20 protein-coding genes are annotated in these 24,948 nt (G+C 43.3%); 15 read left to right on the top strand and 5 right to left on the bottom strand.

Features of this window, described 5'->3' with window-relative positions; all coding sequences use genetic code 11:
• The first annotated feature begins 164 nt into the window (after positions 1 to 164).
• The 4 genes from GPUN_RS04995 (at position 165) to sucD (ending at position 6,746) form a co-directional block, all read left to right on the top strand.
• On the top strand, positions 165 to 2,999 hold the full coding sequence (locus GPUN_RS04995; protein ID WP_006004110.1) for a 2-oxoglutarate dehydrogenase E1 component: 2,835 nt from the start codon (positions 165 to 167) through the stop codon (positions 2,997 to 2,999).
• A 1-nt stretch (position 3,000) separates the two neighbouring features.
• Positions 3,001 to 4,524 carry a 2-oxoglutarate dehydrogenase complex dihydrolipoyllysine-residue succinyltransferase gene (odhB, locus tag GPUN_RS04990; RefSeq protein WP_006004107.1) on the top strand — a complete coding sequence of 508 codons (1,524 nt, stop codon included), beginning with the start codon at positions 3,001 to 3,003 and terminating at the stop codon, positions 4,522 to 4,524.
• A 183-nt stretch (positions 4,525 to 4,707) separates the two neighbouring features.
• On the top strand, positions 4,708 to 5,877 hold the full coding sequence (sucC, locus tag GPUN_RS04985; RefSeq protein WP_006004103.1) for an ADP-forming succinate--CoA ligase subunit beta: 1,170 nt from the start codon (positions 4,708 to 4,710) through the stop codon (positions 5,875 to 5,877).
• Entirely contained in the window at positions 5,874 to 6,746 is an 873-nt protein-coding gene (gene sucD, locus GPUN_RS04980) for a succinate--CoA ligase subunit alpha (RefSeq protein ID WP_040520326.1), read from the top strand. Before sucC ends, sucD begins: the two co-directional genes overlap by 4 nt.
• 88 nt (positions 6,747 to 6,834) lie before the next feature.
• Here sucD and GPUN_RS04975 read toward each other — a convergent pair whose 3' ends face one another.
• Positions 6,835 to 8,142 carry a mechanosensitive ion channel family protein gene (locus GPUN_RS04975; RefSeq protein WP_006004098.1) on the bottom strand — a complete coding sequence of 436 codons (1,308 nt, stop codon included), beginning with the start codon at positions 8,140 to 8,142 and terminating at the stop codon, positions 6,835 to 6,837.
• A 202-nt stretch (positions 8,143 to 8,344) separates the two neighbouring features.
• Between GPUN_RS04975 and hrpB the strand changes: the two genes are divergently transcribed.
• From hrpB to GPUN_RS04960, 3 genes are all read left to right on the top strand, one after another.
• Positions 8,345 to 10,879 carry an ATP-dependent helicase HrpB gene (gene hrpB, locus GPUN_RS04970; RefSeq protein WP_158309259.1) on the top strand — a complete coding sequence of 845 codons (2,535 nt, stop codon included), beginning with the start codon at positions 8,345 to 8,347 and terminating at the stop codon, positions 10,877 to 10,879.
• Between the two features lie 65 nt (positions 10,880 to 10,944).
• Entirely contained in the window at positions 10,945 to 11,730 is a 786-nt protein-coding gene (locus GPUN_RS04965) for a 3-hydroxybutyrate dehydrogenase (protein WP_006004094.1), read from the top strand.
• Positions 11,731 to 11,802: 72 nt separating this feature from the next.
• Positions 11,803 to 12,360 (top strand): YbhB/YbcL family Raf kinase inhibitor-like protein, encoded by a 558-nt coding sequence (locus tag GPUN_RS04960; RefSeq protein WP_006004092.1) that lies wholly within the window; start codon positions 11,803 to 11,805, stop codon positions 12,358 to 12,360.
• Between the two features lie 127 nt (positions 12,361 to 12,487).
• Here the strand turns inward: GPUN_RS04960 and GPUN_RS04955 are convergent, their stop codons facing one another.
• Positions 12,488 to 12,958: an FKBP-type peptidyl-prolyl cis-trans isomerase gene (locus GPUN_RS04955; RefSeq protein ID WP_040520364.1), complete on the bottom strand. Its 471-nt coding sequence runs from the start codon at positions 12,956 to 12,958 to the stop codon at positions 12,488 to 12,490.
• Between the two features lie 241 nt (positions 12,959 to 13,199).
• On the opposite strand from GPUN_RS04955, the gene glnS reads away from it, so the two are divergent.
• Positions 13,200 to 14,855: a glutamine--tRNA ligase gene (gene glnS, locus GPUN_RS04950; RefSeq protein ID WP_006004087.1), complete on the top strand. Its 1,656-nt coding sequence runs from the start codon at positions 13,200 to 13,202 to the stop codon at positions 14,853 to 14,855.
• A 66-nt stretch (positions 14,856 to 14,921) separates the two neighbouring features.
• Here the strand turns inward: glnS and GPUN_RS04945 are convergent, their stop codons facing one another.
• The gene (locus tag GPUN_RS04945) at positions 14,922 to 15,698 is read right to left on the bottom strand and encodes a YciK family oxidoreductase (protein ID WP_006004085.1); all 777 of its coding nucleotides are present in this window, start codon (positions 15,696 to 15,698) and stop codon (positions 14,922 to 14,924) included.
• A 322-nt stretch (positions 15,699 to 16,020) separates the two neighbouring features.
• Here GPUN_RS04945 and sohB point away from each other — a divergent pair, with 322 nt between their 5' ends.
• The 3 genes from sohB (at position 16,021) to GPUN_RS04930 (ending at position 18,729) form a co-directional block, all read left to right on the top strand.
• Entirely contained in the window at positions 16,021 to 17,058 is a 1,038-nt protein-coding gene (gene sohB, locus GPUN_RS04940) for a protease SohB (protein ID WP_006004081.1), read from the top strand.
• Between the two features lie 18 nt (positions 17,059 to 17,076).
• The gene (locus GPUN_RS04935; RefSeq protein ID WP_006004079.1) at positions 17,077 to 17,844 is read left to right on the top strand and encodes a Nif3-like dinuclear metal center hexameric protein; all 768 of its coding nucleotides are present in this window, start codon (positions 17,077 to 17,079) and stop codon (positions 17,842 to 17,844) included.
• A gap of 126 nt (positions 17,845 to 17,970) precedes the next feature.
• On the top strand, positions 17,971 to 18,729 hold the full coding sequence (locus GPUN_RS04930; protein WP_006004077.1) for a methyltransferase domain-containing protein: 759 nt from the start codon (positions 17,971 to 17,973) through the stop codon (positions 18,727 to 18,729).
• Here the strand turns inward: GPUN_RS04930 and GPUN_RS04925 are convergent.
• Complete coding sequence (locus GPUN_RS04925; protein ID WP_040520324.1) at positions 18,710 to 19,198, bottom strand: glutathione peroxidase; 489 nt, start codon at positions 19,196 to 19,198, stop codon at positions 18,710 to 18,712. The genes GPUN_RS04930 and GPUN_RS04925 overlap by 20 nt on opposite strands.
• Positions 19,199 to 19,575: 377 nt before the next feature.
• Entirely contained in the window at positions 19,576 to 19,809 is a 234-nt protein-coding gene (locus GPUN_RS04920; protein WP_006004074.1) for a response regulator, read from the bottom strand.
• A 324-nt stretch (positions 19,810 to 20,133) separates the two neighbouring features.
• Between GPUN_RS04920 and GPUN_RS04915 the strand changes: the two genes are divergently transcribed.
• From GPUN_RS04915 to mmsB, 4 genes are read left to right on the top strand one after another with little or no spacing between them, the layout of a single operon-like run.
• On the top strand, positions 20,134 to 21,624 hold the full coding sequence (locus GPUN_RS04915; protein WP_006004073.1) for a CoA-acylating methylmalonate-semialdehyde dehydrogenase: 1,491 nt from the start codon (positions 20,134 to 20,136) through the stop codon (positions 21,622 to 21,624).
• 55 nt (positions 21,625 to 21,679) lie between these two features.
• Positions 21,680 to 22,834, top strand: coding sequence for an acyl-CoA dehydrogenase family protein (locus GPUN_RS04910; RefSeq protein ID WP_006004071.1), 1,155 nt, complete (start codon positions 21,680 to 21,682; stop codon positions 22,832 to 22,834).
• A 33-nt stretch (positions 22,835 to 22,867) separates the two neighbouring features.
• Positions 22,868 to 24,058: an enoyl-CoA hydratase/isomerase family protein gene (locus GPUN_RS04905; protein WP_006004069.1), complete on the top strand. Its 1,191-nt coding sequence runs from the start codon at positions 22,868 to 22,870 to the stop codon at positions 24,056 to 24,058.
• Complete coding sequence (gene mmsB, locus GPUN_RS04900) at positions 24,051 to 24,929, top strand: 3-hydroxyisobutyrate dehydrogenase (protein ID WP_040520321.1); 879 nt, start codon at positions 24,051 to 24,053, stop codon at positions 24,927 to 24,929. Before GPUN_RS04905 ends, mmsB begins: the two co-directional genes overlap by 8 nt.
• The last annotated feature ends 19 nt before the right edge of the window (positions 24,930 to 24,948 follow it).

The raw sequence follows: 24,948 nt of genomic DNA, 5'->3' as shown, positions 1-24,948 counted from the left end.
AGCAACGTTCATTTAATATAGACAAAGCTCAAATAGCTATCCAGCAGTGGATAGCTTTTTTTTTGTAAATAAAGTGAAAAATACTAAGACTTTGGTTATAGAAGATTTATTTTAGATACTACTTAGAATACAATACCAACAATTATTTAAATCAAGGCTAAATGATGCACAATAGCGTGATGAAGGCATGGTGGGACTCCTCGCATATGGCAGGTTCCAACGCTGCTTATGTTGAAGAATTATATGAAACCTATCTTGAAAACCCCCTTAATGTCTCAGACAGTTGGAAAGCAATCTTTGACGAACTGCCTAAAGTGGAAGGTGTGACAGTTGAAGCCAACCATACAAGTATTCGCGACAGCTTTAGAAAGATGGCGGCGCTTGGGCCTTCTGCTCGTATGGGTGCACCCCCACCAAGCGCTGGCGACTCTTCGGGCGATGTTAAGCAGGTTAAAGTACTTCAGCTTATCAACGCTTACCGTTTCAGGGGCCACCAGCACGCTAATTTGGACCCACTTGGACTTTGGAAGCAAGAACGCGTAAGAGATTTAGAGCTTTCCTTTCACAACTTATCAGAAGCTGACTTCGACGTTATTTATAGTCTGGGCTCTTATGCCGTTGGCAAAGAAAAAATGCCACTGGGCGAACTATTCAAATCACTTAACCACACTTACTGTGGTTCAATTGGTTCTGAATATATGCACATTACCGACACTGAGCAAAAACGCTGGATTCAGCACTACCTTGAATCAGTTGAAGCAAAGCCAACCTTTGATCGCAATGCAAAATTAAAAATATTGAAAGGACTTGTTGCCGCCGACGGTATGGAAAAGTACTTAGGCAATAAATTTACCGGTGCTAAGCGTTTCAGCCTCGAAGGCGGCGATGCGCTTGTGCCAATGTTGAAAGGACTTATTTGTGCGGCAGGAGAGTCGGGCGCAAAAGAAGTTGTGTTGGGTATGGCTCACCGAGGTCGCTTGAATGTTTTAGTGAACGTACTGGGCAAAAATCCATCGGTGTTGTTTGATGAGTTTGCTGGTAAACACGACGGTACTTTAGGCGCTGGCGATGTTAAATACCATGCGGGTTTCTCTTCAGATTTCGCTACCGACGGTGGCAATGTGCATTTAGCATTGGCGTTTAACCCCTCTCATTTAGAAATTGTGAATCCGGTAGTAATGGGCTCTGTTAGGGCCAGGCAAGCACGACGCAACTGCGTTAACGGTTCAGCCGTAGTACCTATCACCATTCACGGTGACGCGGCTATTGTTGGTCAAGGCGTGGTGCAGGAAACGTTCAATATGTCCCAAACTAGAGGGTTCTCTGTAGGCGGCACGGTACGTATCGTTATTAATAACCAAGTAGGCTTTACTACCTCAAAAATAGAAGATGCAAGATCAACCCAATATTGCACTGATATTGCAAAAATGGTGCAGGCGCCAATCTTTCACGTTAATGCCGACGATCCAGAAGCCGTTTCGTTTGTGACAAAACTAGCCTTAGATTATAGAAATACATTTAAGCGTGATGTGGTGATTGATTTAGTTTGTTACCGTCGCCACGGTCACAATGAAGCTGATGAGCCAAGCGCAACCCAACCGCTCATGTATAAAAAGATTAAGAAGCATCCAGTAGCCAGACAAATATACGCTGATCAACTTATTGCTCAAGGCATTATAGAGAAGTATGAAGTAGAAAAAATGATTTCGGATTACCGAGCAGCTCTCGACCACGGAGCATGTGTGGTTGAAGAATGGCGTCCAATGACAGCGCATTCTGTAGATTGGTCTCCATATCTGGGCCATGATTGGGATGTTGATTACGATGGTAGTGTTAGCAAAGAGCGGCTAGTAGAGCTAGGGCAATCTATCACTAGCTTTCCAGAAAGTCATATACTACATTCAAGAATAAATAAACTATATAACGATCGCGTTTCGATGATAAAGGGTGAGCGCATGATCGACTGGGGCATGGCAGAAAACCTAGCCTATGCAACTATTCTCGATTATGGCAGCGATATACGCTTTACTGGCCAAGATTCTGGAAGAGGCACTTTCTTCCATCGCCATTCTGTTTTACACAATCAAACTGATGCCTCTACCTATATTCCTTTGCAGCACTTGCGTGCTGGGCAAGGAGAAATAGAAATATACGATTCAGTCTTGTCTGAAGCTGCGGTAATGGCATTTGAATATGGGTTTGCGACTGCAGAACCAGGCACATTGACTATTTGGGAAGCTCAGTTTGGCGATTTTGCAAACGGTGCTCAGGTGGTGTTTGACCAATTCTTAAGTTCAGGAGAAGCTAAGTGGGGACGTTTATGCGGTCTAACGGTTTTATTACCGCACGGTTACGAAGGCCAAGGCCCTGAACACAGTTCAGCGCGCTTAGAAAGGTTCTTGCAGCTTTGTGCAGATCATAATTGGCAGGTGTGCGTGCCTTCTACGCCCGCACAAGTTTATAATATGCTGCGTAGACAAGCGGTACGCCCAATGCGTAAACCGCTTATTGTAATGTCACCAAAATCTTTACTGCGCCATCCTCTTGCAGTGTCTAGTATAGACGACTTAAGCACCGGTATCTTCTATAATGTTATTGATGAAATAGACGAACTTACTCTTGAAAAAGTAAGCCGAGTGGTGATGTGCTCTGGAAAGGTTTATTATGACCTGTTAGAACAACGACGCGAAAATGAATTAAATAATGTTGCTATCGTAAGAATAGAACAGTTATACCCGTTCCCAAGCAAGGAGTTGGAAGCAGTTGCGACTAAGTATGCACATGTGAGTGACTGGGTTTGGTGTCAAGAAGAGCCGCAAAATCAAGGCGCTTGGTATAGCAGTCAGCATCATTTTAGAAATACGATCCCGCAAGGCGCAACACTTGCATATGCTGGGCGTGAGGCATCAGCTTCGCCTGCGGTAGGTTACATAACTGTTCACAATCAGCAGCAAAAAGCACTGGTTGAAAACGCACTTATCATTAAACAAGGAACCTAAGATGGCACATGAAATAAAAGTTCCCGTATTACCGGAATCAGTTGCTGATGCAAGCATTGCAACTTGGCATGTTAAAGCTGGCGATACGGTAACGCGAGATCAAAATCTGGTAGATATTGAAACAGATAAAGTGGTTTTAGAAGTGGTTTCACCAGCTGACGGAGTACTTGGCGAAATTCTGTGCCCCGAAGGCGAAACTGTATTAGGTGAGCAATTACTGGCAACCGTTTCTGAAGGGGCAGTATCAAATACGGGTAATACAGCAACTGCACCTGCCGCGCCTGTTTCAAGCGCACCATCTGGTAAAGTCCAAGATATTAATGTTCCGGTGTTGCCCGAGTCTGTTGCCGACGCTAGCATTGCCACTTGGCATGTGCAGCCCGGTGAAGCAGTTAAGCGCGACCAGAATTTAGTCGACATTGAAACCGACAAAGTGGTGCTTGAAGTAGTGGCACCTGATGACGGCTCAATTAGCGAAATTATTGCCCAGGAAGGCGCAACGGTAATCGCAGAACAGCTTATTGCTAAGTTTGTAAGCGGCGCAATTAGCGACGCAAAAAGTGCAGCTTCAGCAAAGTCTGAAACACAAAAGTCAGAAACACAAAAGACTGACACAGATACTGACACAGATACCCTAAGTCCGTCTGTTCGTCGTCTATTGGCCGAAAAAGATATCGAACCTAGCAGCGTTAAAGGCACAGGCAAAGGTGGACGCGTAACAAAAGAAGACGTAGAGCACCATGTAAAAGCAGCGCCGGCTAAGACTAGTAATGCACCAAACACGAGTGCTTCGCCAGCGGCAGAGCCAAGCCTTGCACAAGGCGAAAGGTCTGAAAAACGTGTACCGATGACACGTCTACGCAAAACAATCGCAAAACGTTTATTACAAGCCAAGAATGACACCGCTATGTTGACCACGTTTAACGAAGTTAACATGAAACCTATCATGGACTTGCGCAAGCAATATCAAGATAGCTTTGAAAAGCGTCACGGTATACGTTTAGGCTTTATGTCATTTTATGTAAAAGCGGTCACCGAGGCGCTTAAACGCTTCCCAGAAGTTAACGCGTCAATTGACGGTGATGACATTGTTTATCATAACTATTTTGACATATCCATCGCGGTGTCAACGCCACGTGGACTTGTCACGCCTATACTAAAAGATACCGACACACTGGGTATGGCCGCCATAGAAAAAGGCATTAGAGAACTAGCGCTCAAAGGCCGTGATGGCAAACTTGCGCTAAGTGAGCTCCAAGGCGGTAACTTTACGATCACCAACGGTGGTGTGTTTGGTTCACTATTATCTACGCCTATCATTAATCCTCCACAAAGTGCGATATTGGGCATGCATAAAATCCAAGATCGCCCTATGGCCGTGAACGGCAAAGTAGAAATACTGCCTATGATGTATTTAGCCTTGTCTTACGACCACAGAATAGTAGACGGTAAAGAATCAGTTGGTTTCTTAGTCACGATCAAAGAAATGTTAGAAGATCCAACGCGTTTATTGCTAGACGTGTAAAAATAGCCACAAGCAAAATATTCTGCAGTTCAGCTATAGTTTAGCGTAAAAATCTGCAGCATACGGCTTGTATGGCCAATAAGAACGCCGAACAAGTTATTGCTTTTGTGATATCCTTCGGCGCTGTTTTAAGCGGGTATGTTCACGCATTCTCAATCAATCAAGACAATCGGATAAATAACCATGAATTTGCATGAATATCAGGGTAAGCAGTTATTTAAAGAGTACGGTTTACCCGTTTCTGATGGATACGCTGTCGATACACCACAGGCAGCTGTTGAAGCAGCTGGTCGCATTGGCGGCAGCGAATGGGTAGTCAAGTGTCAAGTGCACGCAGGCGGACGCGGTAAAGCGGGCGGCGTTAAGCTAGTTAAGACCAAAGAAGAAATCAGAGCATTTGCTGAACTTTGGCTTGGCAAAAACCTAGTAACTTATCAAACTGACGAAAAAGGCCAGCCAGTTAGTCGTATTTTGGTAGAGTCATGTACAGACATAGCGCAAGAGCTGTATTTAGGTGCGGTTGTTGATCGTACTTCACGTAAAATTGTGTTTATGGCATCTACAGAAGGTGGCGTAGAAATTGAAACGGTTGCTGAACACACGCCAGAAAAAATTCTTAAAGCTGAAATTGATCCGCTGGTGGGCGCTCAGCCTTTCCAAGCACGTCAAATTGCATTTAAACTTGGCCTTAAAGGCGTTCAAGTTAAGCAGTTTACACAAATATTTATTGGCCTAGCCAAAATGTTTGAAGATTTAGACTTAGCGCTAATCGAAGTTAATCCATTGGTGATCAAAAAAGATGGTAACTTGCATTGCTTAGACGCTAAATTAGCAATAGATAGTAACGCAATGTATCGTCAGCCTAAAGTACGCGACATGCACGATCCTTCACAAGAAGACGCGCGTGAAGCACAAGCGGCTCAGTGGGAACTGAACTATGTTGCATTAGATGGTAATATTGGCTGTATGGTAAATGGCGCAGGTCTTGCTATGGGTACTATGGACATTGTTAAACTTCACGGCGGCAACCCAGCTAACTTTCTAGACGTTGGCGGCGGTGCTACTAAAGAGCGTGTCACCGAAGCATTCAAAATTATCTTGTCTGACAGTAACGTAAAAGCGGTACTGGTTAACATTTTTGGTGGCATTGTACGCTGTGACATGATTGCCGAAGGTATTATAGGCGCGGTTGAAGAAGTAGGCGTAAATGTACCCGTCGTAGTAAGACTAGAGGGCAACAACGCCGAGTTAGGCACTCAAAAACTAAAAGAGTGTGGACTAAATATTATTGCGGCGACTAGTTTGAGCGACGCTGCTCAAAAAGTGGTTGATGCAGCCGGAGGTGCACAGTGAGCGTCTTAATTAACAAAGATACAAAAGTTATCTGCCAAGGATTCACTGGCGGACAAGGTACGTTCCATTCAGAGCAAGCTATAGAGTATGGAACAAAAATGGTCGGCGGCGTCACACCTGGTAAAGGCGGTACAACCCACCTAGGTTTGCCAGTATTTGATACCGTGGCTGACGCAGTTAAAGAAACAGGCGCAACGGCTTCTGTGATTTACGTACCGGCACCATTTTGTAAAGATTCAATCATTGAAGCAGCCGACGCTGGAATTGAGCTGATTGTATGCATTACAGAAGGTATTCCAACTATCGACATGTTATACGTGAAAGAGTACATTTCGCGTAAAGGCGTGACCATGATAGGACCAAACTGCCCAGGCGTAATTACCCCTGGAGAATGCAAGATTGGTATCATGCCTGGTCACATTCACATGCCTGGCAAAGTAGGCATTGTTTCACGCTCGGGTACACTTACCTATGAAGCCGTTAAGCAAACTACCGATGAAGGCTTTGGTCAATCTACTTGTGTAGGTATTGGCGGCGACCCAATTCCGGGTGCTAGCTTTATTGACATTCTAGCGCTGTTTGAAAAAGATCCTGCTACACAAGCCATCGTGATGATTGGTGAAATCGGCGGTAACGCTGAGGAAGAAGCGGCGCAATATATCAAAGAGCATGTCACTAAACCTGTCGTTTCTTACATTGCCGGTGTAACTGCGCCAGCTGGAAAGCGTATGGGCCATGCCGGCGCAATTATTGCGGGCGGTAAAGGTACAGCCGATGAAAAATTCAAGGCTTTAGAAGCGGCTGGCGTTAAAACGGTTCGCTCTCTTGCTGAGATTGGCAAAGGTTTACGCGAAATTACTGGTTGGTAATCAGGCGTTTATTTTGCTAAATAAAAATCCGTCTTATGGCGGATTTTTTGTGGGTGACAGACAGGATAAATAACCTAGGGTAAACGGATTAGCCTGCCGGTTTATGCTCAGGATTTAAAATACGCACCTCTCTTTGCGGGAAGGGTATTTCAATATTGTGTTTACGCAAGGTTTCAAAAATAATCAGCATTAAATCACCGCCTACACGATTTTTCCCATCGTCTATGCCGATCATCCAAAACTCAACAAACATATTGATGCCCGAGTCTCCAAAGCTTTCAATCTCGCAGTCTGGGCGCTCCTCTAACGCTACTTCATCTCCGCTTAGGACCTGCGGATGCTCAGCTACGGCTTCTTTAATATATTCCACCATGGCTCGAACATCGGTAGCGTAAGGCACGGAAAATTCGACTTTGTAGCGCTGCTTTGGATCTTTATGCGACCAGTTAACCAATAAATCTGATATAAACATTTCGTTGGGCACAAGTAAGTCTTTACCGTCATACGTCTCTAACACGGTATAACGCATTCTAAACTCGCGCACAAAGCCGGTTTGACCATTATCAAGCTCAACATAGTCTCCAATGGTGAGCGACTTATCTAATAATATAATAATACCCGACACAAAGTTTGAAGCAATAGACTGCAGACCCAAACCAATGCCTACCCCCAGTGCGCCGCCAAAAACAGCTAGCGTAGTCAGGTTTATGCCCATTACATTGAGTAGCAACAACACAATGATACAAAACAGCGAGACTTCAAATAACTTGGTGAATACCTCGCGCGTGGGGACATCCAAAGCAAGCTGTTTTTTGATAATCGCCTTGCCAAAATTATTCGATACTCTACCTAACCAAAATAGCAGTAGGCCAAATATTAATACCCGTAAAAATCCATACGCAGATATATTGACATTACCTGCTTCTATTGAAATATCTTTTAATATCAAAATAAGCGGGTTGAGTAGCTCAACAACATGCAAAAATAGAATGGGTAAACCAATCCACTTAAATAGGTGAGCAGCAAAAGGGCTGGTTACAAAAGTAGTAATGGCAGAATAGAAGAATAATAAAACGGCTACGGCTAATATAAAGCGAATAAACCAGGAGTCGTAGCCTAAGGTCATTACCACTTGGTAGGCTATTTTTATGAAAAACAGACCCAGTAGGGGCGCTAAAATAATGCCGATGTTAAAGGCTAATTTTCGTAAAGGGTGTGAATTCTCGTCGGATTTTAAATGTAAGGCGCTAATGTTTCGTTTAATATATAAAGCAATTACATAGGCAAGAGAATATAGCGACGCTACCACTACAAACTGAATATAGGTTTGCGGTTCATTTAAGGCGGTCACAATAATGCGACTGAGCTCATTGAAGGTTTCAGATAAGTGATTCATGCGGTAACATCAGTGTCGTTATATTTTTTATCCTTATAAGGTACTAAAAATTCACACTAAGGCATAATGATTTCTGATGGTCTTTGTTAATTATTAAACTAGCATAGATTTCACATACACCTAAACCGACGTGATTTGACACTTAGCTCACATCAGCTCGCACCCTAACGTTAACTATAGATTTATCCCTTATATGATCCCCTTGCCAATTGAAACTATTACACCTGAGTTACTAAGCCTTATACAAGAGAATGACTGTATTTTATCGGCTCCACCGGGCGCGGGAAAGTCAACTTACCTGCCGCTTCAGTTATTGTCATTGGCCTATTTTTCGAATAAGAAGATTTTGCTGCTACAACCTCGACAAGTCGCAGTGCGATCTATTGCCAATTTTTTAGCGTTGAGTTTAGGTGAAAAAGTGGGCCGCAGCATTGGCTATCAAATGCGGGGAGAATCGGCACTAAGTGATAAAACGCGTCTATGCGTGATCACCGAAGGCTTGTTAGTTGCAAAGATACAAAGCGATCCTGAACTGAATGACGTTGGCTTAATTATATTTGATGAATTTCATGAGCGTAGCGTGCAGTCTGATATAGCGCTTGGCCTTTGTTTAGAAATACAAAGTGCGCTGCGACCCGATCTTAGGCTGTTAGTAATGTCGGCCACCCTAAATGTAGCCGACCTTAGCACGTTAATGCCAAAAGCCCGTCAGCTTTCATCAAGCGGCAGAACCTATCCGATAGACTATATTTATAAGCCTATATCGGCTTTTAGCAAGCTGCAGCGCTCACACAATAACCCCAATAATCAATTGATAAACGCTGTGGTAAACACAGTTGCGCAAGCTCATCACGATCATAGTGGCAACATATTAGTGTTTTTACCGAGCGCGGCAATAATAAACAAAGTACAAAGTGCGCTTGAAAGACTTAGCTTAAGCGATACTTTAATTGCCCCATTATATGGCGCTTTGACGACAACGCAGCAAAAACAGGCCATTGATATACCGCCAGGTAACAAGCGCAAAATCGTACTGGCAACTAACATTGCTGAAACGAGTTTAACTATAAACGGCGTGAACATTGTGATTGATAGCGGGCGCGAAAAAGCACAGCGATTTATAGTGTCCAGAAAATTGCACCAGCTATCTGAGCAAATGATATCAAAAGCGTCGAGTATTCAGCGAGCAGGGCGTGCGGGTAGACAGCAAGCGGGTGTTTGCTATCGATTATGGTCGCAAGAACAGCAGCAGTTTTTGCAAGAAAACGCACCTGCACAAATTACGCAGGTTGATATTAGTCAAACCTTACTTACCTTGCTCCAATGGGGAACCGATTTTACCCAATTGCCGCTCATTGATAAACCCAGTGAGGCGCAAATAGATTACGCTTTTAGGTTATTAAAGCAGCTTGGTTTCTTGAATCAAGCTGGTCACATTAGGGCAAGCACAAAGCTTGCGTATCAATTTAATACGGAACCAAGATTAGCGCGCATGTTGGTGATTGCAAGTACCCAAAACCGCGAAGATCAAAAAATACTAAGTGCAGTCTTAGTCGCGTTAATAGAGGGTAAACCCTTAGGCCAAATGCTAGGTAGCAACGATATTGTTTTTCAATGTCGCTATGTGCTAACACAGCTAAATAATAAAACCTTACATAAGGGGATGTTTGAGTTAAACAAAGATATAAGTCGAATTGCAAAACAACTTGGGATCAAACATGTAAACAATGCCCTGTTAGAAAGCTTATTAAAAGGTCCGGATTTAGCGCAAGAAATTGCCAACATTTTATTGGCTGCGTATCCAGATAAAATCGGGCGTAAACGAGACAAAGCAGGCTTTTCTATTGCCGATGGCACCGGTGCAGAGCTCATGCAAAATGATGAAGACATTCATGCGCAGTGGATCATCTGCACGCAAACCCAGATTACGCATAAAACAAATGCCATGGTGCGTCAGTATTGCGAATTATCAGGCAGTGCTTTAAACGCGTTTTTAGATAAAAATACGCATAGCGAAAAGCAGCAGTATTGGGATAACGCATTAGACAAAGTAGTGTGTCGGCAAGTTGCTAGGGTAGGCGCCATCGAAATATCTAACCAGGTGTGTTCCTTTAGCGCCGACTATGAAACAACAGCATTACTTCTTAAGCAAATTAGGAAAAAAGGACTGATCGTATTGCTAGGTAAAGCAAATGTACTTTTATCAAGAATGAAATTGCTAGAAGCACTCGACAACAATGCTAGCAAAGATAGTCAAGGCATATCGCAATCGTCTCTAATGGACTCGATGGAAACATGGTTAGTGCCTTATCTCAACAAGGTCACTACGTGGCAGCAGTTAGTTGAGCTTAATTGGCTTGATATTGTGCGCGCAAGCTTAAGCTATGCTCAGCTTGTGTATTTAGATGAGTATTTCCCGCTGACGTTCATGGCCCCTACTGGCAATAGGCATAGCCTTGATTACAGCGAGCAAGGTAAAGTAAGCTTGGCTATTCGCATACAAGAGCTATATGGACTTAACACCCATCCTAGAGTGGGAAGAAATAGCTTTCCTATTACACTTTCACTGCTGTCGCCGGCGCATAGCTTAATTCAAAAAACCGCCGATTTACCCACATTCTGGTCAGGTAGTTATCGCGAAGTGCAAAAAGATATGAAAGGGCGATACCCACGCCACTATTGGCCTGAAGATCCAGAAAGTGCGGTGCCTACTACTAAAACGAAAAAGAAAATGTAGCAGTTGCGTCGCGTTAGCATGTGGTTTACTCTTTCCTAATAATTACAATTAAAAAGAAAAGTATCATGGCATTTGAAATTTCACTTGCAGGCAAAACCGCCGTTATCACAGGTTCTAATTCAGGCATTGGATTAGGCATTGCATGGGAGTTGGCGCGCGCTGGCGCCGATGTGGTGTTAAACTCATTTTCTAACAGTGAAGAAGATCATGCACATGCCGCTGAAATAGCAAAAGCGACCGGCACCAAGACTCGCTATATTCAGGCGGATATGTCAAAAGGTGAGCAATGCCGACAGTTGATTAAAGATGCGGGTAAATGCGATATTCTGGTAAATAATGCCGGTATTCAGCACGTTTCCCCTATCCCCGAGTTTCCAGTAGATAAATGGGACGCGATTATCGCTATTAATATGTCCTCCGCCTTCCATACTACCGCGATTGCACTGCCAATGATGCGCAGGGCCGGGTGGGGTCGTGTTATTAATATATCATCAGCTCATGGCTTAACTGCATCGCCCTTTAAAGCAGCTTATGTAGCGGCTAAGCACGGGGTTATTGGCCTAACTAAAACCACAGCACTAGAAACAGCCCAAGAACATATCACCGCAAACGCCATTTGCCCGGGCTACGTGCTCACCCCCATAGTAGAAAAGCAAATTCCCGACACCATGAAAGAATACAATATGAGCCGCGAAGAAGTCATTCAAAACGTGATGCTTAAACGTCAACCTTCAAAAGAATTCGCAACAACCCAGCAGTTAGGCGGCACGGCTGTGTTTTTGTGTTCAGATGCAGCGGCGCAAATTACGGGCACTAGTATAAGCGTTGACGGCGGATGGACGGCGCTATGAGTATCAAAAAGATAAAGAATGAAGCTGCGCTGCTTAATATTGAGATAAACATCATTACGGAGATATATTAATATGAACCTTTTTACTAAAAGTCTGGTTTTAGCATCATCGATATTGTTGTCAGCGTCGGTTTTTGCTGAGACATTTACATTGACCAGCACAGATATTAAGTCGGGCGAGTTTATGAATAAAGCGCAGGAGTTTAACGGCTTTGGGTGCGATGGCGCAAACATCTCACCGCAGCTATCTTGGACCGGAGCGCCTGAGGGTACAAAAGCCTTTGCCGTATTTGCTTACGACCTAGATGCGCCCACTGGCAGTGGTTGGTGGCATTGGCAACTTGTAAATATAGACAGAAATGTTAATTCTTTAGCCGCCGGTGTAGAGATTTCGAATGATCAAAAGGCACTGCAGGGCGTTACTCAAATAAAGAATGACTATGGCCAGAGCGTTTACGGCGGCGCTTGCCCTCCCGTTGGCAAGGCCGCTCATCGATACCAATTCACGGTGTATGCACTGTCTCAAAAGCTAGACTTGCCGCAAGACCCTTCCGGGGCGCTTACGGGCTTTATGGTGAAATCAAATTCGCTTGCATCAGCCACAATAGAAGCGCTGTACGAACGTAAATAAGTGCTATAGGTAAGGCTAACATATAATGCAAAACGCCCGCAGAGCAATAATTATTCAGGCGTTTTTTGTTGCGATTAATGAAAATGGAGTAGGCGCGCCTGTTTCGCATATAAACCTAATCAAATTTTTATTTAATTTCTAGCAGTTCTACTTCAAAAATTAATAGCGATCCAGGAGTTATCTTCCCTGTTGCTGAATTTCCATAGCCCAGTTTAGGCGGTATAAAAAACTTAAACTTGTCGCCCACGACCATTAATTGCACACCTTCAGTCCAGCCGCTTATAACTTGGTTTAACGGAAAACTGATGGCTTGACCTCTATCTACCGAGCTGTCAAATACAGTACCGTCAATCAAAGTGCCATGATAATGCACTTTTACCGTTGAACGCGCGTCTGGATGGGTGCTGCCAGCGCCTTTTTGTAAAACTTGGTACTGCAAACCAGAAGCGGTTTCTACAATATCGGCATTCGCTTTGTTTTCAATCAAAAAATCCTTGCCAATAGTAATATTTTCGAGCGCCAACTTTTTATTGCTGGAGCTTCTTGTAAAATAGAACACTGCTAAGGCAACAACGACAGCTAAAATAATATACTTCATAACAAGTCCTGCTTGTAACACTTCGCTGTATTCTAACACTCGTAGCTTTGAGTGATAAACCTATATTCCTCTTTTTCGATCTTCGGCACTTCTTAACAGCCATAAAAAAGCGCAATGTGTTTTTCTTAGTCAATCCACACAGCTTTCAAACACAAAAACTAACAAGCTATTATGCTTATAGCAAGGTAGTGGTATACTCGCGTGATACTCCTAAATACTTACACAAAAGGAAGATGCCTTTATGGCCGAGAGAGACCGCCGTGCAACCAACTTCATTCGCCAAATAATAGATAAAGATCTAGCTGCAGGCATCCACACTAATATTGTGACGCGTTTTCCGCCAGAGCCAAATGGTTTTCTTCATATAGGTCATGCAAAGTCTATCTGCCTTAACTTTGGGATTGCACAAGACTATCATGGCAGCTGCAACCTGCGCTTTGATGATACAAACCCTGCCAAAGAAAATATTGATTATGTTAACGCGATAAAAAAAGATGTGTCCTGGTTAGGTTTTACTTGGCACAACGAAGCACGTTATTCGTCAGACTATTTTGATTTGCTATATGGTTTTGCGCTTGAACTAATTGAGAAAGGCTTAGCCTATGTAGACTTTAGTGAGCAAGAAGCAGTGCGAGAAATGCGCGGTACCTTAAAGCAGCCGGGCACAAACAGCCCTTATAGAGACACCAACGTTGCTGAAAACCTTATCCATTTTGAAAAAATGCGACAAGGTGACTATAAAGAAGGTCAGTGCAGCTTACGCGCCAAAATAGACATGGCATCAAATTTTATGTGTATGCGCGATCCTATTATTTATCGCGTAAGATTTGTACACCATCATCAAACCGGTGACAAGTGGTGTATTTATCCCATGTATGACTTTACGCACTGCATTAGTGACGCCATTGAGGGTATTACGCATTCATTGTGCACCTTAGAGTTTCAAGATAATCGCCGTTTATACGATTGGGTTATTGAAAATATAAGCATAGAATGTGTGCCGCGTCAGTATGAATTTAGTCGTTTGAACTTAGAATATACGGTCTTAAGTAAGCGCCGATTGATCCAACTAGTTGACGAAAACCATGTGCAGGGCTGGGATGATCCCCGAATGCCTACTATTGCAGGTTTAAGACGACGCGGCTATACCCCCGATTCAATCGTCGAATTTTGCAAGCGCATTGGCGTAACAAAAGTGGATAACATGGTTGAAATGAGCATGCTAGAAGCCTGCATTCGCGAGGAGCTAAACGACAGTGCGCCACGAAGAATGGCGGTACTTGACCCGATAAAAATCATCATTGAAAATTATCCAGACGATAAAGTTGAGCTCCTACAGGCACCAAATCATCCAAACAAACCTGAAATGGGAACGCGTGAAGTGCCGTTTACACGTGAATTATTTATCGAAGCAGAAGACTTTAAAGAAGCGGCGAATAAAAAATTCAAGCGTTTAGTTATCGGCAAAGAAGTAAGACTTAGAAATGCTTACTTCATAAAAGCTGAGCGTTTTGATCAAGACGCCCATGGCAATGTGACCTGCGTGTACTGCACATTTGATGACAGCACGCTCGGAAATGATCCACAAGATGGCCGTAAAGCCAAAGGCGTGATCCATTGGGTAAGTGCGACAAAAGGACTTAAGGCTAAAGTATGTTTGTATGATCGCTTGTTCACAGTGCCCAATCCAGGGGCACAGGATGACTTTTCGCAGAGTATTAATCCTGAGTCTTTAATAGAAAAACAGGCGGTTGTAGAGCCCGCCTTAATGCTTGGTGAGCAAGGCCAAGGTTTTCAGTTTGAGCGCGTTGGTTATTTCAGCATTGATGGCAGCAGTAGCCAAAACAGTTTAGTGTTCAACCGCACAGTTGGTTTGCGCGATAGCTGGCAAAATTAACACATGTTGTAAATTTATATAAAACAGCCACTTAAGTGGCTGTTTTGCTTAGTAAATAAAAATTCTTTACATGGGCTGGCAGTCTAATGATTGCCCCGTAATTCCGCGGCTAATATCAGACATTAAATATACGTAAGCTGCCATAATTTGCGCGGGCGTTTTAAGCGCTTTAGGATCTTCTCCTGGATACGCTTTAGCCCTCATGTCGGTACGAGTCGCCCCAGGATTAATACAGTTAAACCGCACTAAGCTGTTTTTATGTTCATCAGCAAGCACTTGCATCATGCCTTCGGTCGCAAATTTTGATATAGCGTAACCGCCCCAAAATGCTCTGCCTTGGCGACCAACAGAAGATGTCGTAAATATAACAGAAGCAAGCTTGGTGCGTTTTAATAAGCCCAACATAGACTGCACTAGCAAAAAATGACTCTTAACGTTGGTTTGCATCACTTCGTCATATTCACTTTCTTTTATTTGCTCAAAAGGACACAAATTGCCCAGTACACTAGCGTTTAACAAAATACCGTCTAGTTTCTTATATTGGTCTTCTATAATGCCCGTCAAGCCATCGTAATCTGATGCTTTGGCACCGTGTAAATCTAGCGGCACAATACTTGGCTGCTTTACACTGTCGCTTGAGGCTTTAAGCGCTATAATCTCATCGTATACTGCTTCAAGCTTAGACACTGTACGTCCAAGCAAGATAACTTCGGCTCCCGACTGTGCATATACTAATGCGGCTTGCTTGCCAATTCCGGCGCCGGCGCCGGTAACTAAAATTGTTTTATTCGCTAGGCTTTTTTCATGGACTTGAAATGCTAAGTGAGGATACTGTTCAACCATTAATCAATTCTTCGTTTTTTAGCTCATTTATGATGTGTATATACTACCGCACAAATTCATTTAGCCAAAGCAATAGCAGGCGATGCCTTATAAATTCTAACTTTTATTACATAGCGTTTACCAAGACTTTACATAATATGCAGTAACGTAAAATATAGTCTTGATATATATTTTAGATACTTGGCGCTTAAGACGATAGAGTGGAAACGAAACGTTTTTGCACTAAGCCTCTAAAAATTAGCGCTTTAAAATTATTAATAAAGTCCCATATATGTAAATAGTAAATCGATGGGTTAATAATATAAATGAGTGGAGTGTTTGTTTGAATTTTTTATTTGAGTACGGTTTGTTTTTTGCTAAAGCGTTAACCATTGTTATTGCTATTGCGGCAGTGCTGGTAGTTATAATGTCGGTGGCGAGCAAACCAAAGCCTAGCGGCGGTGGAAGTTTGCAGTTAGAGTCCTTGTCTGAGGGCTTTGATGATTTATCGAAAATGGGCAAAGAGGCACTGCTAACGAAAGAAGAATTAAAGCAGTTTCATAAAGACGAAAAGAAAAAGAAAAAACACGAAAAGTCTTCCAAAAAAGGAAATATTAAAAAAGAAAAGCCTAACAATTTGTTCGTGGTAACGTTTAACGGAACGTCTATGGCAAAAGAGGTTGAGACTTTGCGCAAGGAAATTACGGCTATTTTGTGCATTGCCAAACGAGGCGATGAAGTGCTTGTAAAAGTAGACAGTGGCGGTGGCGTTGTGCATGGCTATGGTCTAGCCGCGTCACAGCTCCAGCGTATAAAAGATAAAGGCCTACCGCTAACCATTAGTATTGACAAAATTGCCGCCAGCGGCGGATATATGATGGCATGTGTAGCCGACAAAGTCATAGCGGCCCCTTTTGCTATTGTTGGCTCTATAGGCGTTATTGCACAAATCCCCAACTTTAATAAGTTGCTTAAGAAGAACGATATTGATTTTGAAATGCATACCGCTGGCCAATTTAAGAGAACGCTTACTTTGTTCGGTGAAAACACTGAGGAAGGGCGCGAGAAATTTCAGGCTGAGCTTGAAGACGTTCACGTCATGTTTAAAGAATTTGTCGCGCAAAATCGCACCAATATTGATATTGACGCGGTTGCCACTGGTGAATACTGGTACGGTCTTAAAGCCAAAGAGCTTAACTTGGTTGACGACATCCAAACCTCTGATGATTTCCTAATGAACGCAAATGCGTCCTTCAAAATGTTCACCTTAAAATATGCAAGCAAAAAAACGGTTGCGCAAAAATTAGGACTTGCAATGTCTCAAGGCATTGAAAATGGTTTGTCGAATGTGCTAACCAATGTTAGAAACTGGCGTGTATAAATAAGGAAGGACTGAAATTTGTTACTTAATGATATTGTTAGCATTTTAGATAATGAACTCGATAGCCCAAACGTTAGCGATTACTGCCCAAATGGTCTGCAGCTTGAGGGTAAAAGCGATGTCCGTAAAATCGTTACCGGGGTTACTGCAAGCTTAGCCTTAATCGACAAAGCCATTGCCTTAAACGCAGACGCTATTGTGGTTCACCATGGGTATTTTTGGAAAGGCGAGAAACAAGCCATCGTCGGCATGAAGCAGCAGCGTATTAAAAAGCTGTTGGTTAATGGTATTAGCCTTATCGCGTATCATTTACCCTTAGACGTGCACCCGACAATGGGTAACAATGCCCAGTTAGGTAAGCTACTAAATATACAAAACGTAAAGGCCTTAAGCGCTTCCAAGCCCGATGGTATTGTTATGGCGGGTAACTTAAAGGAAACCCTGTCGCATTCAGCGCTTTCTCAGCTATTGTCTGCGCGCCTTTCGCATACTGTGGTAAGCGTGGGTAACAAGTGCGAAATAGCCACAGTGGCTTGGTGCACAGGCGGTGGCCAACACTTTATTGACGACACTGCTAATCAGTATGTTAATGGTCAAGTGATTGATGCATTCATATCGGGTGAAATATCAGAGCAGACCACGCACAGTGCACGTGAACAAAAGATTGATTTTTTTGCTGCTGGACACCATGCAACAGAGCGCTACGGGGTAAAAGCGCTAGGTGAGTGGCTGATGGAAAACTACTCACTTGAAGTAATCTTTGTTGATATTGATAACCCAGCATAATATGTCTATACAATTTCTTTTACAGTGATTGCTTTGCGGTGATAAGGGTTCGGGCAGCTTCTTATACAAGCATACAAATCCGCTCAAGTATTGAGTAAGCACAGCTGATTTTATAAAGAGCATATTATGAAAATCCCTGCCAGTAGCTTTAATGGTATTGCCAATAAATTCGATCAAAATATATATGGCACAAGTAAGGGCCGCCTGCGCCATCAACTGTTGCTTCACTTTTTAGCTAAAGAGCTTAACTCATCAAAAATGGACGTGCTTGATCTAGGCGGCGGTACCGGCATGATGAGCTTAGAATTTGCCAAGCGAGGTCATAATGTCACCGTGCTGGATATGTCACAAGACGCATTAGACATTGCAAAAGAGCGTTTGCGAGTTTTCTCTAATACGCAGTATATTTTAAGCGATCTTACTCACGCGATAGAGCAACGTAGCGTTAAGTATGATTTTATAATATGCCATGCGGTGCTAGAGTGGTTGTTACAGCCTTTGCCTGCGGTGCTCAATATGCGGCATTTGTTAAAGCCGAACGGGCAAATGTCGCTGACCTTTTTTAATCACGATGCAAAAGTTTTTTCTAATGTGCTATATGCCAATTTTGACTATGTAGAAAGAGGCCTACCTTCAAAAAACACCGTGCGCTTGAACCCACACAATGCACAAAAACCCAAAGAAGTACTTTCTTGGCTCAATGATAGCGCTGAGTTTACTGTAAAAAAGAGCAGGGGTATTCGCTGCTTTCACGATTATATGTCAGATAAAACTAAAATTGATGCTATGTATCAGCAACTTTTTGATATGGAAGTAAAATACAGCGATGCCGAGCCCTATAAATGGCTCGGGAAATATTTTCATATTATGCTTGAAGCATCTTAATAATATCATCATTAAGCGCCTCAGGCCTAGTGGCACTGGCATAGCGTTTTTTCACACTGCCGTCTTTGGCTACCAAAAATTTAGTGAAATTCCATTTAATTCCCTGGCTGCCCAGAACACCCGGCGCCTGCTGTTTCAAATGTTGATAAAAAGGATGGGTGTTCTCTCCATTAACCTCAACTTTGGTGGAGAGAGTGAAACTGACGCCATAGTTTAGTTGGCAAAACTGTTCAATTTCAGTGTCGCTACCCGGCTCTTGACCGCCAAACTGATCACACGGAAAACCTATAATTTCAAAGCCCTGAGCATTGTATTTTTTGTACAGATCTTCTAAGCCTTTATACTGAGAGGTAAAGCCACATTTACTCGCGGTATTAACAATCAGTACCACTTTATCTGCATATTTTTGTAAGGCAACAGATTCGCCTTTATTGTTGGTAAATGTTAAATCGTAAATAGAATTTGCCATAATGCTTATTATCAAGGGTTGTGTTTGCCTATAGTATCATTACAGTATGATTGTAAAAATAGTCATGCATCGATAATAGCTAAGAACTAAGTTTGATCCTGATATGTTCTAATTTAATCTGATTTTTAGAGGAGCGCGTAGCGGTGTAACACAACTTAGTGCTTGTCTATATTTTTTCGCCTGATACAAGATCTTGCCTCTTTCATTTTTTATAGCGCTAAATTAACGGTAAGACTTTTAATCGTATATGATTTTATTAAAATAAAGTCGGTGTGCAAATCTAACATTTAGCCAATCGTTTCGGGCATTCTATCGAAGCTTACAAACACCAGGCTAATAGAGGGCTTAAATAATTCGCGCTCCACTAGAATATTAATCTATTCAGCGCCATTTTTACTTTGTCTAAAATGGTAATCCATCAACACCAAGTCAAAATTATTCAGCTGTAGGCCATTTTTGAGCTCGCCTTCGTTGCTATAGTTTTCAAGGTCTAAGTGTTCAGTGCTCATTAAGTGACTGCGCAAATTACTGCGCGCAGTGGCATTTCCTTCTACAGTGGAAACACGCAGTAGTCTTGAACGTCGTCCAGTGGACCTAGATGATGTCGGCATGAAATTGGCACCTTAAAAAGAGATTTGGGGCGATCTACAAACTTAATAAGCGCCTCAATAGCTTTACGAAGTCTTACAAGCTGTTATTGGAAAACTGTGTCAATTTATTAGGTGTAGTAGTAATTAATTCTTAATGGCCATCTTTACAATTAGCGTGAAAATAGCTAACAGATGATTTACAACTCCCCCCTGTTTCCTTTATAGTTGACGTTAACGTAAAGGTGAACTTGAGTTCACTCTATCAAACTCTTATAAACCCTAGTGTTAAGTGTTATCAAAAGGGCTTATTACTATTAGCTATTCGCATTAGCTAGGAGCATTTATATGAATACAGTCGCCCAGCTCATAAACGGCCAATTTGTGACATCTACTTCAAGCCAGTTTATTATGGTGCAAGACCCTGCTACTAATGAGGATATTTCGCAAATTCCGGTGTCAACAACGCACGATATGGAAGAGGCGATTCAGAGTGCGCAAAAGGCTTTCACTAGCTGGAAGAAGGTGCCGGTGTCGGAGCGTGCACGCGTGATGCTAAGGTATCAACACTTGCTGAAGCAACATCATGACGAAATTGCCATCATCTTATCAAAAGAGACTGGCAAGACATTTGAAGATGCTAAGGGCGACGTATGGCGGGGCATTGAAGTGGTTGAGCAGGCCGCGAATGTCGCGTCTTTAATGATGGGCGAAACGGTAGAAAATGTTGCTCGCAATATTGATTCCTATTCAATGGTGCAGCCATTAGGTGTTTGTTTAGGTATTACGCCGTTTAACTTTCCTGCCATGATTCCGCTTTGGATGTTTCCAATGGCGATTGCTTGCGGCAACACCTTTGTGCTAAAACCGTCAGAACAAGACCCAAATACCCCCATGAAACTAGCCGAATTATTTATGCAAGCAGGCGCGCCCGATGGCGTGCTTAATATTGTGCATGGCGGTAAAGAACAAGTAAATTTTTTGCTATCGCATGACGCCATTAAAGCCGTTTCTTTTGTGGGCAGCGTGCTGGTAGGGCAGCATATTTATAAAACGGCTACTCAAAATATGAAAAGAGCACAGTGTTTCGCCGGCGCTAAAAATCACTTAGTCGTAATGCCCGATGCCAATAAAAAACAAGTAATTAATAATTTAGTGGGTGCTAGCGTAGGCGCTGCCGGACAACGCTGTATGGCGATTTCGGTCGCAGTTTTTGTAGGCAACAGCAAAGAGTGGATTGATCAGCTTGCTGAAAAAATTGGTGAGGTCAAACCGGGTCTTTGGGACGACCCCAAGGCCGGTTTTGGTCCACTTATCTCAGCCCAAGCAAAAGCCCGCGTGCTAGCGCTTATTGAATCAGGTAAACAAGCTGGCGCGACCTGTTTGGTGGATGGGTCGCAATTTTCATTAGCGCAGTATGAACAGGGCAATTGGATCGGGCCAACGGTGTTTACTAACGTAAGTACTGATATGGAAATATATCAGCAGGAAATTTTTGGTCCAGTGCTGTGCTGCATTCAAGTCGACACCTTAGCCCAAGCTATAAAGCTTATAAACGAGAATCCTTTTGGTAACGGTACCTCTATATTTACCGCCAGCGGCGCGGCGGCAAGAACCTTTCAAAGCGAAGTACAAGTAGGACAAATAGGCATTAATATACCCATACCCGTTGCGCTACCGTTTTTCTCCTTTACCGGCTGGAAAAACTCTTTTTACGGTGATCTGCATGCCTATGGCAAGCAGGGTGCGCGTTTTTATACCGAAACGAAAACCATTACGGCCAGATGGTTTGACGATGAAAGTGCTGTGGTGCCAAATATGTCAATTAATCTGCGTTAATTTGCCCGTTTATAGCAATAGAATAATTTTACCTAATTAAAAGTGAGCATTATCAATGAATTTTGAACTAAGTGATGACCAGCAGGCGTTTAGCGAGACAGCCAAGCAGTTCGCGCAGCAAGAAATGGCGCCATTTGCTGCGCAGTGGGATCGCGAGCATCATTTTCCAGTTGATGTTATTAGAAAAGCAGGCGAGCTTGGCTTTTGCGGCCTGTATACCAGCGAAGAAGCAGGGGGTTTAGGCCTTTCGCGACTTGACTCCTCTATTATTTTCGAACAACTTGCTATGGGCTGCACTACGACTACCGCTATGTTAACGATCCATAACATGGCTACTTGGATGATTGCGACTTGGGGTACAAGTCATGTAAAAGAGCAGTGGATGGCGTCGTTAGTGTCGGGTGAGAATATTGCCAGCTACTGTCTAACCGAAGCCGGCAGCGGCTCTGATGCTGCAAATATGAAAAGCACCGCTAAAACCGACGGCGAAAATTACATTTTAAATGGCTCAAAAGCCTTTATTTCCGGTGCCGGAGCAACTCAAGTTTTAGTCGTAATGGCGCGCACGGGCGTTGCAGGTGCAGGCGGTATATCAGCGTTTTTCGTGCCCGCTGATACGCCTGGGCTTGAGTATGGTAAAGCAGAGGAAAAAATGGGCTGGAATGCACAGCCCACACGTACCGTCAGCTTTGACAATGTCAGCATACCGAAGAGCCACTTGCTTGGAGACGAAGGACAAGGGTTTAAATTGGCCATGCAGGGCTTGGACGGCGGCCGTATAAACATTGCCACCTGTTCAATAGGCACGGCCCAGCAGGCGTTAAATACTGCAGCTGCCTATATGCATGAGCGTGAGCAGTTTGGTAAGCCTTTAAGTACCTTTCAAGCCCTGCAGTTTAAGCTTGCTGATATGGCCACCGAACTTGTCGCCGCTAGGCATTTAGTTCGGCTAGCAGCTAGTAAACTCGACACTAACAACGCCGATAAAAATACTTATTGCGCCATGGCAAAACGCTTTGCTACTGACGTAGGTTTTGAAGTATGCAATCAGGCTTTGCAAATTCACGGGGGTTATGGCTATATTAAAGAATACCCTTTAGAGCGACATGTGCGCGACGTGCGAGTGCATCAAATTTTAGAAGGTACCAACGAAATTATGCGCGTTATTATCGCGAGACGATTGTTATCTGATTTGCGTGAGGTACTCTAAGGAGTAACAGCCTGTAACAAAAAGGAAGTAGCTATGATTGATAAAATAGTGATTAAAGTACTCAACACACAGTGCTACAGCGCCGTGGGCTGTATTACTTTGAATAAACCTAAGGCGCTCAATGCCGTAGATCTTGAAATGGTGCGCACTATCCAAACTCAGTTAGATAGCTGGCGAGATGATGACACTATTGGTGCGATATTTATTGACGGTGAGGGCGATAGAGCTTTTTGTGCGGGCGGCGACATCGTGTCTATGTATCAGGCAATGGTTGAGCAAAAAACTCGCGATCCTGAGCGCTTACCTGATTTTATGGCGCAATTTTTTGAACAAGAATATCGTTTGGACTACACCATTCATGCTTATCCAAAGCCTATCATTTGCTGGGGAAACGGTATCACTATGGGCGGTGGATTGGGCATTTTCGCAGGCGCCAGTCACAAAGTAGTGACTGAATCGGCGCATGTGGCAATGCCTGAAATTACCATTGGCCTGTTTCCTGATGTAGGCGCCAGCTTCTTCTTAAATAAAATGCCCCAAGGCGTTGGCAAGTTTTTAGGCCTAAGTGCGATGAGTATAAACGCGCTTGACTGTATTAATATCGGCTTAGCCGATACGTTTCTCGCACATGGTGCAAAGCAGCTGTTATTAGACAAACTCACCGGCCTTGATCGTATTGACGCTCACAGCATAGACGATGCGCTTAACGATTTGCACAACGAGGGCTCTACACAGGCCTTAATGAATAATATTAGCGGTAATTTAACGCTCATTCAGCCCTTTTTAGCACCCTTGGCAGATATGTATAACATTGATGAAATTGAATCTTTTTTCGACAATTTGCACGCGCAGTTTCCAGACCTGAAACCTGTACAAAAAGCAATTCAAAGCTTCAGGCATGGCAGCCCAATTACGACAAAACTAGTGCTTGAACAGCTTAAACGCGGGCAGTCTTTGAGCCTAGCGCAGTGTTTTCAAATGGAGCTTAGCATCGCTTACCAGTGCAGTGTAACGGGTGAATTTCAAGAGGGCGTAAGAGCCCTGCTGATTGATAAAGACAATCAACCCAAATGGAAATATGCACATGCATCTGACGTGCCTGACATTTTTGTAAACGCCCATTTTGAGCAATTTGCTAACAGCAACATGCAAGAGTCACAAAGCGAAAAGCCTATCAATCCGCTACACTCGCTCGTACAAGAATTTGGAGAAGGACGTGTATAAAATTGCATTTTTTGGCTTAGGAAATATGGGGCTTGGCATGGCCACCAACTTAGTAAAGGCAGGTAATGAGGTACATGTTTTTGACTTAGTCAAGGAACAAATTGAAAAAGCAGTGACAGCAGGGGCGGTTGCAGCAAAAAGTGCTGAAGCCGCTGTAGAAAACGTTGACGTCGTGGTTAGTATGCTGCCGGCTGGCGAGCACGTTAAAGCCTTGTACGCAGGTATTATCGATAAGGTAAAAGGCAACACTGTGTTTATCGACTGCAGCACAATAGATGCTAGCGATGCTATTGAGTTACACGCCCTATTAAGTTGCCATGGCCACTGTTTTGTAGACGCGCCGGTTTCGGGCGGCGTGGCGGGCGCAAATTCGGGTACCCTAACCTTCATTATGGGAGGGGGAGAAACCGCAGTTAAGCGTGCTACCCCCATATTAGAGTACATGGGCAGTAAGTGCTTTCATGCAGGTGGTGAAGGCGCCGGTCAAATCGCTAAAATATGCAACAACATGCTGCTGGCCATTATTATGACAGGCACTAGTGAAACCTTAAAACTAGGCATAGACAACGGTTTAGACCCTCGCGTAATGTCAGATATTATGAAGCAAAGCTCAGGCAATAATTGGGCTTTGGAAAAATATAATCCGGTGCCTCACGTAATGGAAAATGTGCCTTCTTCAAACGATTACAAAGGCGGCTTTATGGTTAATTTGATGAATAAAGATTTGAATCTTGCCATGCGCGCAGCGGCCGCAAATAACTCAGTGGTGCCCATGGGCGCACTAGCAAAATCTATGTATCAACTGCATGGTTTAAAAGGGAATGGCGCGAAAGATTTTTCTTCTATATTTGAAGCGTATTTAGGAAAATAAAAACGCTAGGCTAAAATTG

The organism is Glaciecola punicea ACAM 611 (assembly GCF_000252165.1).
In the GTDB taxonomy this organism is placed as follows: Bacteria; Pseudomonadota; Gammaproteobacteria; order Enterobacterales; family Alteromonadaceae; genus Glaciecola; species Glaciecola punicea.
This window is presented reverse-complemented; position numbering and strand designations above follow the sequence as displayed.